7 protein-coding genes and 1 pseudogene are annotated in these 6,987 nt (G+C 69.7%); 1 reads left to right on the top strand and 7 read right to left on the bottom strand.

Features of this window, described 5'->3' with window-relative positions; translation table 11 throughout:
* The 3 genes and pseudogenes from FJ694_RS07980 to glnT form a co-directional block, all read right to left on the bottom strand.
* Window positions 1–204: pseudogene (locus FJ694_RS07980) on the bottom strand (protein glxC); the annotation flags it as partial.
* Window positions 192–1,100 carry a class II glutamine amidotransferase domain-containing protein gene (locus FJ694_RS07975; protein ID WP_157265498.1) on the bottom strand — a complete coding sequence of 303 codons (909 nt, stop codon included), beginning with the start codon at window positions 1,098–1,100 and terminating at the stop codon, window positions 192–194. The gene FJ694_RS07975 and the pseudogene FJ694_RS07980, both read right to left, overlap by 13 nt.
* A gap of 12 nt (window positions 1,101–1,112) precedes the next feature.
* Window positions 1,113–2,462, bottom strand: a complete 1,350-nt coding sequence (gene glnT / locus FJ694_RS07970; protein ID WP_232539949.1) for a type III glutamate--ammonia ligase — start codon at window positions 2,460–2,462, stop codon at window positions 1,113–1,115.
* A gap of 402 nt (window positions 2,463–2,864) precedes the next feature.
* Between glnT and FJ694_RS07965 the strand changes: the two genes are divergently transcribed.
* Window positions 2,865–3,461 carry a helix-turn-helix domain-containing protein gene (locus tag FJ694_RS07965; protein ID WP_157265494.1) on the top strand — a complete coding sequence of 199 codons (597 nt, stop codon included), beginning with the start codon at window positions 2,865–2,867 and terminating at the stop codon, window positions 3,459–3,461.
* 71 nt (window positions 3,462–3,532) lie between these two features.
* Here FJ694_RS07965 and FJ694_RS07960 read toward each other — a convergent pair whose 3' ends face one another.
* The 4 genes from FJ694_RS07960 to purU are packed head-to-tail and all read right to left on the bottom strand — an operon-like array spanning window position 3,533 to window position 6,956.
* A complete protein-coding gene (locus FJ694_RS07960) occupies window positions 3,533–3,868 on the bottom strand; it encodes a P-II family nitrogen regulator (protein WP_157265492.1) in 336 nt (111 codons plus the stop codon).
* Between the two features lie 13 nt (window positions 3,869–3,881).
* The gene (locus FJ694_RS07955) at window positions 3,882–5,237 is read right to left on the bottom strand and encodes an ammonium transporter (RefSeq protein WP_157265797.1); all 1,356 of its coding nucleotides are present in this window, start codon (window positions 5,235–5,237) and stop codon (window positions 3,882–3,884) included.
* Between the two features lie 38 nt (window positions 5,238–5,275).
* Entirely contained in the window at window positions 5,276–6,043 is a 768-nt protein-coding gene (locus FJ694_RS07950) for a TorF family putative porin (protein ID WP_157265794.1), read from the bottom strand.
* 52 nt (window positions 6,044–6,095) lie between these two features.
* On the bottom strand, window positions 6,096–6,956 hold the full coding sequence (gene purU, locus FJ694_RS07945) for a formyltetrahydrofolate deformylase (RefSeq protein ID WP_157265791.1): 861 nt from the start codon (window positions 6,954–6,956) through the stop codon (window positions 6,096–6,098).
* Window positions 6,957–6,987 lie beyond the last annotated feature (31 nt).

The following is a 6,987-nucleotide window of genomic DNA, read 5'->3' as shown; positions in this document are numbered from 1 at the left end:
CTGGTTCATGCCCGCGGCGTAGTAGCCGGCATGGCCGTGCACCGTCACCTGCACCGGCGCGTTCAGGCCCACGGCCAGGTTGTGCGCGCCGTCGGGGTTGAGGATCTCGACCTGGCGCCCGGCGAGCTTGTCGGCCGGCGCGTGCAGGAACTGGTTGACCTCGCGCACCGAGGTGCGGCCCAGGTCGAAGCTCAGACTTTCCATACGTACATTTCCTCGGGAGCGGGTTCGAACACGGTGGCGTGCTTCACGTCGGGCAGGTGCGCCAGCGAGCGGAACTCGGAGGCGATGGCCACGTAGGCGTCGGTCTCGGCCACCACCGCGGGCTTGCAGGCGAAGGGGTCGCGGATCAGCGCGAGCTCCGTGGGCGTGCCCATCAGGAAGGTGTAGAAGCCGTCGAGCGCCTCGAAGCCCTTTTGCAGCGCCACCTCCAAGTCGTCGCCCTCGCGCAGCCGCCACTCCAGGAAGCGGCACGCGGCCTCGGTGTCGTTGTCGGTCTCGAACTTGATGCCGCGCGGCTCGAGCATGCGGCGCACGCCGTTGGGGTTGGACAGCGAGCCGTTGTGCACCAGGCAGAAGTCCTCGCCCGCGGTGAAGGGGTGGGCCCGGTCGGGCGTCACGGCCGACTCGGTGGCCATGCGGGTGTGGCCCACCAGGTGGCTGCCCGTGAGCTGGCCGAAGCGGTAGCGCTCGGCCACCTGCGCGGGCGTGCCGATGTCCTTGTACAGCTCGATGCTGCGCCCGGCCGAGAGCAGGTGCAGCTTCGGGCCGTGGGCCTTGATCCAGGCCTTCACGGGGTCGGCCGCGCCGTCGAAGGTGATGACGGCGTGGTTGCCCTTGACCGCGGCGCTGGCCTGCACGCCCAGCGCCTCGTTGAGCGCGCCCACGAGTGCCTGCCAGTCATAGCCGGCGCCCTGCTCGGTCAGGCCCGAGTACACGCTGATCTTGCGCCGGCCCTCGGCCAGCGGGGGCGTGAACACGGCCAGCCCGGCCGAGTCCGGGCCGCGCTCCGTCATGCCGATGAGCATGGGCACCATCAGCTCGCCCAGTTGCCCGCGCAACGCGGGCGTCTTCAACAGCAGTCCTACGATTCCGCACATGGTTCGCGTCCTTCAGAAGAATTCGAGATAGGTCTTGATCTCCCAGTCGGAGACGTGGCGCATGTACTCCAGCCATTCCATGCGCTTGAGCTTGAGGAACTCGCCGGCCAGCGGCCCCAGCGCCGTGCACACCACCTCGTCGCGCTCCAGCGCGTCCAGCGCCGCGCCCAGGTTCTGCGGCAGCAGCCCGATGCCGGCCTCCTTGAGCTGCGCCTCGCTCCACTCGTAGAGGTTGACGTTCTGCGGCGCGCCGGGGTCGAGTTCGCGCTCGATGCCGTCCAGGCCCGCGGCGATCACCGCGGCCGTGGCCAGGTAGGGGTTGCAGGCGCCGTCGGGCAGCCGCAGCTCCAGCCGGCCCCTGGGCACGCGCACCATGGTCGAGCGGTTGTTGTCGCCGTAGCTGATGTACGCCGGCGCCCAGGTCGCGCCGGTGAGCGAGCGCCCGACCACCAGGCGCTTGTAGGAGTTGACGGTCGGTGCGCACAGCGCGGTCAGCGCCGGCGCGTGCGCCAGCAGCCCGCCCAGGAAGTGGTAGGCCATGGGCGAGAGCTCCAGGCCCTGCGGGTCGTTCTTGTCGGCAAACAGGTTGCGCTTGCCGTCGCCCAGCGACAGGTGCATGTGCATGCCGTTGCCGGGCCGGTTGGAGAACGGCTTGGGCATGAAGGAGCACACCAGCCCCAGCTCGTTGGCGATTTCCGACGCCGCCATCTTGAAGAAGATGAAGTGGTCGCAGGAGGTCAGGCAGTCGGTGTAGGTGTAGTTGAGCTCGAACTGGCCGTTGGCGTCCTCGTGGTCGATCTGGTAGACGTCGATGCCCGAGGCGCGCAGCGCGCCCGACAGCCGCTCCAGGAATGCGCGCGTGCGCGACAGGCCCTTGTAGTCGTAGCAGGGCTTGGCCAGCGTGTCGCTGGGGTCGCACGGCCCGATGCTGCCGTCGTCGTTGCGGCGCAGCAGCGAGAACTCCGGCTCCAGCCCGGTGAACATCGTCAGCCCGCGCTGCGCCAGGCGCGCCACCTGGCGCTTGAGCAGCACGCGGCTGTCGAAGGGCCAGGGCTGGCCCTCGACGTGGCCCTCGCACACGATGCGCGCCAGCCCCGGCTGCCACGGCACCAGCGACACGGTGGAAAGGTCGCCCACGGCCATGAAGTCCGGCCCGTGCGGCTCGATGCCCACGCCGCAGATGGCGAAGCCCGCGAAGCCCGCCCCTTCCCTGAGCACCGTGCCCAGGTGCGCCACCGGCACCGACTTGGCCTTGGCCACGCCGTGGATGTCGACGAACTGGGCCAGCACGTAACCCACGCCCTGGGAGCGCAGGTACTTCTGCGCCTCCTCGACGCTGTCGAAGCGCGGCGGCTCGACCAGGGCGTCGGGCGCGGCTTCCTCCTTCTGGGGCGATCCTTTGTTCACTGGGGGCTCCTGTGTCCTGTGAAGGGGCGGCATCCGGGCGCTGCGGTCCCGCGCCACGCGGGATCGAACAAGGCAGCGCCAGCGGCTCCGTGTTTCTTCCAATGCAACGTTTATGCCTACAGCGAAACACGGGCCGGCCGCTGGCGATGAGGCCGCAGCCCCGGGAGCGGCGCCTCGAACCGGGCCGCGACTGCCCTTCGCGGACGCCGCGCATGCCCCGGAAGGCGGCATGCGGCGCACGCGGCCGGTGCGCCCCGCCCTGATTGCGTGCGCAACGGCCGGGGCCGTTCCAGCCCGGCCCGTGGCTCGGGCCGCCCTCTACACTGGCGCCCTGTGGGGCCTGACGGAGATCGAGGAATGGACAAGCAGGACGGCCTGCCTTCGCTGGAGGAATCGGTGGGCGCGGCCATCCGCGAGCTGCGCCAGCGCCATGGGCTGACCATCGCGCAGGTGTCGGAGCAGGCCGGCATCAGCCGCGGCATGCTCTCCAAGATCGAGACCGGCCACACCAGCGCCGGCGTGGAAACGCTGGCGCGCATCGCGCGCGCTCTCGGGGTGTCGATGTCGATGCTGTTCAGCAAGTACGACGCGTCGGCCAGCACGGCCCAGCACATCAAGCGCGGCATGGGCATGGAGGTGGTGCGCCGCGGCACGCGCAGCGGCCACACCTACCACCTGCTGGCGTACGACCAGGGCCCGACCAAGCTGTTCGAGCCCTTCCTCATCACGATGGACGACGACTCCCAGCGCTACCCCACCTTCCAGCACCCGGGCACGGAGTTCCTCTACATGCTCGAAGGCGAGCTGGAGTACCGCTGCGGCAACGAGACCTACCTGCTGGAGCCGGGCGACTCGCTGAGCTTCCAGGGCGACGTGCCGCACGGGCCGGAGCGGCTGGCGCGCTGCCCGATCAAGTTCCTCTCCGTCATCGTCTACCCGCGCACGGCCGAGTGAAGCGCCAAGGGAGCCCGGCCATGGGCCGGGCTCCCGCGCAGGACGACGTACTTGAAGGCAGCCGCGGCGCGCTACAGCGCGTCCGCGCCCCGCTCGCCGGTGCGCACGCGCACCGCCTCTTCCACGGGCAGCACCAGCAGCGCCAGCTGGGCAGGCACGGCGGCCTGCAAGGCCTCCAGCGCTTCCAGCACCTGCTCGCGCAGCGGGTCGTGCACGGCCACTTCCAGCTGCACCTGCGGCTCGAAATCGACCCGCAGCTCGGTGCCGCGGTAGAACTCGGTGTGGCCGGCATGGTGGCCGAAGTGCCGCACCTCGGTCACGGTCATGCCCTGCACGCCCAGGGCATGCAGCGCCCGGTGCGCGGCGTCGAGCTGGTGGGGCGCCAGCGTGGCACGGATGAGCTTCATGATGGCCGGCTCCTCAGTTGGTGTAGCGGTAGCCGACCTCGCCGTGCGAGGACAGGTCCAGGCCTTCGATCTCCTGGTCATCGTCCACGCGCAGCCCGCCGCACAGCCGCGCCGTGAGCTTCAGCGCGATCCAGCTGCTGGCCGCCGAGTACGCCACGCTGAACAGCACCACGCCCAGCTGCACCAGCGCCTGCGAGCCGATGCTGCGCCCTTCCGCGAAGCCCAGGCCGCCCAGCGCCGGCAGCGCGAACACCGGCGTCAGCAGCCCGCCCACGATGCCGCCCACGCCGTGCACGCCGAACACGTCGAAGGAGTCGTCCAGGCCCAGCGCGGGCTTGAGCTGCTCCACCGCCCACACGCACACCGGCGACACCAGCAGGCCCAGCAGGATTGCGCCCATGGGCCCGACGAAACCGCAGGCCGGCGTGATGGCCACCAGCCCGGCGATGGCGCCGGAAACCACGCCCAGCATGCTGGGCTTGCCGCGGTGCCACCACTCGACCGCCATCCACGACATGGCGCCCGCGCAGCTCGCCAGCATGCAGTTCACGATCACCAGCATCGCGAAGCCGTTGGCCGCCAGCACGCAGCCGCCGCAAAAGCCCAGCCAGCCCACCCACAGCAGCGAGCCGCCGGTCATCGTCATCGTCATGTTGTGCGGCGCGAGCTGCGCGGTGCCGAAGCCCTTGCGCCGCCCCACCAGCCAGGCCGCCACCAGCGAGGCGATGCCCACGTTGACGTGCACCACGTTGCCCCCGGCAAAGTCCTGCACGCCGAGCTGGAACACCCAGCCGCCGCCCCAGGCCATGTGCGCCATGGGCACGTAGTTGAGCGTGAACCACAGCGCCATGAACACCATCACCGCCGAGAAGCGCATGCGCTCGGCGAAGGCGCCGACGATGATCGCCGGCGTGATGGCCGCGAACATCAGCATGAACAGGAAGTACAGCAGCTCGGGAATAGTGCCCTGCAGCGCGTCCTGCCCGACGCCGCGCAGGCCGAGCTTGTCGGTGCCGCCGATGACGGCCTGCCAGGCGCCGCCGTCGGCGAACGTGAGGCTGTAGCCGTAGAGCGCGAACAGCAGCGACACCAGCGAGGCCACGCTGAAGACCTGCATCAGCACCGACAGCACGTTCTTGCTGCGCGCCAGCCCGCCGTAGAACAGTGCCAGGCCCGGCAGCGTCATCAGCAGCACCACCAGGCTGCACAGCGCCACGAAGGCGGTGTCGCCGGTGTCGAGCCTGGGCACGGCGGGCGCGGCGGCGGCCGCCGCAGCCGCCACCTCCTCCTGCGCCCGCACCGCCGTGCAGCCGGCCCAGCACAGCGCCGCCGCCAGCGCGGCGCCCGGCCGCTTGAGTCGAGTCGTCATCGAAACACTCCTTGGGGTTGTCCCGCCGCGGCGGATGGTCAGAAGCTGCGCTTGATCGAGGCGATCCACTTGCCGCTGGCCGTGTCCACCGATCCGATGCGGTAGAGCGCCCGGTCGGCATTGGTGCCGGCCCAGGCCAGCCCAAGCTGCCAGCCCTGCGGCAGGTTGCGCGTGACGCCGGCCTTGTAGTCGGTGAAGCTGTAGCTGCCGTAGCCGCGCACCACCTGGCGCCCGACGTGCAGGCCCAACAGCCAGCCGGGCTGCACCTCGAAGTTCGCGTTGGCTTCCAGGTAGTGCGAGCCTTTCGAGTCGTCGCCGAAGCCCATGGACGCGGCGTTCATCGCGAAGTAGTCGGTGAGCGCGTGCGAGTACTTCAGGTTCAGCCACTGCCAGGTCACCCCGGCATAGGCCTCCAGCGTGTTGTAGCGCTCGCCGTTGAGCCGGCCGCCCGGGAAGATGAACTGCAGCAGCCCGAGGTCGTAGGCCAGATCCCCGGCGCTGCCGGCGTAGCCGGCGTACACGTCGATCTCGCCGGAGGCATCGGCGATGGCCTTGCTGCTCAGGCTCGTGCCCCAGACGCCGGCATACAGCCCGCTGGCGTGCGCGTAGTCAAAGCCGCCCTGGATGGCCGGATGCTCCTGCGAGTAGCTCACGCCGCGGAACACATACTGCGATACCAGCGCGACGTTGCTGGTGAGCGTGTGCTCGGCCACGGGCTCGGCAGCAGCCTGGGCCTGCGCCAAGGCCGGGCAGGCCAGGATGGCGGCCGCGGCGACTGCCGCGGACAGGTGAAGACGCAACGACATTTTCTGATGCTCCCGGGGTTTGGAATCGGCGAAATCAGCGCAATCAGCGGAATCAGCGAAACACGATGGTCTTGCGGCCGTGCACGATCACCCGGTCCTCCAGGTGGTAGCGCAGGCCGCGGGCCAGCACGGTCTTCTCGATGTCCTTGCCATAGCGCACCAGGTCGTCGATGGCATCGGAGTGGTCGATGCGGATGACGTCCTGGTCGATGATCGGCCCCTGGTCCAGTTCCGCGGTGACGTAGTGGCAGGTGGCGCCGATGAGCTTGACGCCGCGCTCATGGGCCTGGTGGTAGGGCCGCGCCCCGACGAAGCTGGGCAGGAACGAGTGGTGGATGTTCAGAATGCGCCCGGCGTAGCGCTCGCACAGCTCGGCCGAGAGCACCTGCATGTAGCGCGCCAGCACCATCACGTCGCCCTGCGCCTCGTCGAACAGCCGCGCCACCTCGGCATAGGCCTGCGGCTTGGTCTCGGGCGTGACCGGCACGTGGTGGAACGGGATGCCGTGCCACTCGACGAGCCCGCGGAAGGTCTCGTGGTTGGAGATCACGCAGGGGATGTCGACGTTGAGCTCACCCGAATGCCAGCGGCCCAGCAGGTCGTAGAGGCAGTGCTCCTGCTTCGACACCAGCGGCACGACGCGCTTCCTGTGGGCGGAGTCGCTCAGGCGCCAGGTCATGCCCAGCGGCTGCGCCACCTCCTCGAAGCGGCGGCCGAAGGCCTGCGGGTCGCAGCCCAGCGAGTCGGCCAGGATCATCAGCCGCATGAAGAAGACCTGCGCCTCCTGGTCCGCATGGTTGTGCGACTCGGCGATCCAGCCGCCCTGGGCGCAGATGAACTGGCTCACGGCCGCGACGATGCCCAGCCGGTCCGGGCACGAGAGGGTCAATGTGAGAACACGGGGATTCGACATTTTGGGTGGCGTGCGGTTGGGGGTTGTGACG

The sequence above is a fragment of the Azohydromonas aeria genome, assembly GCF_009760915.1.
Taxonomy (GTDB): domain Bacteria; phylum Pseudomonadota; class Gammaproteobacteria; order Burkholderiales; family Burkholderiaceae_C; genus Azohydromonas; species Azohydromonas aeria.
The sequence above is the reverse complement of the archived record's forward strand: the minus strand, read 5'-3'. Positions and strand labels throughout refer to the sequence as shown.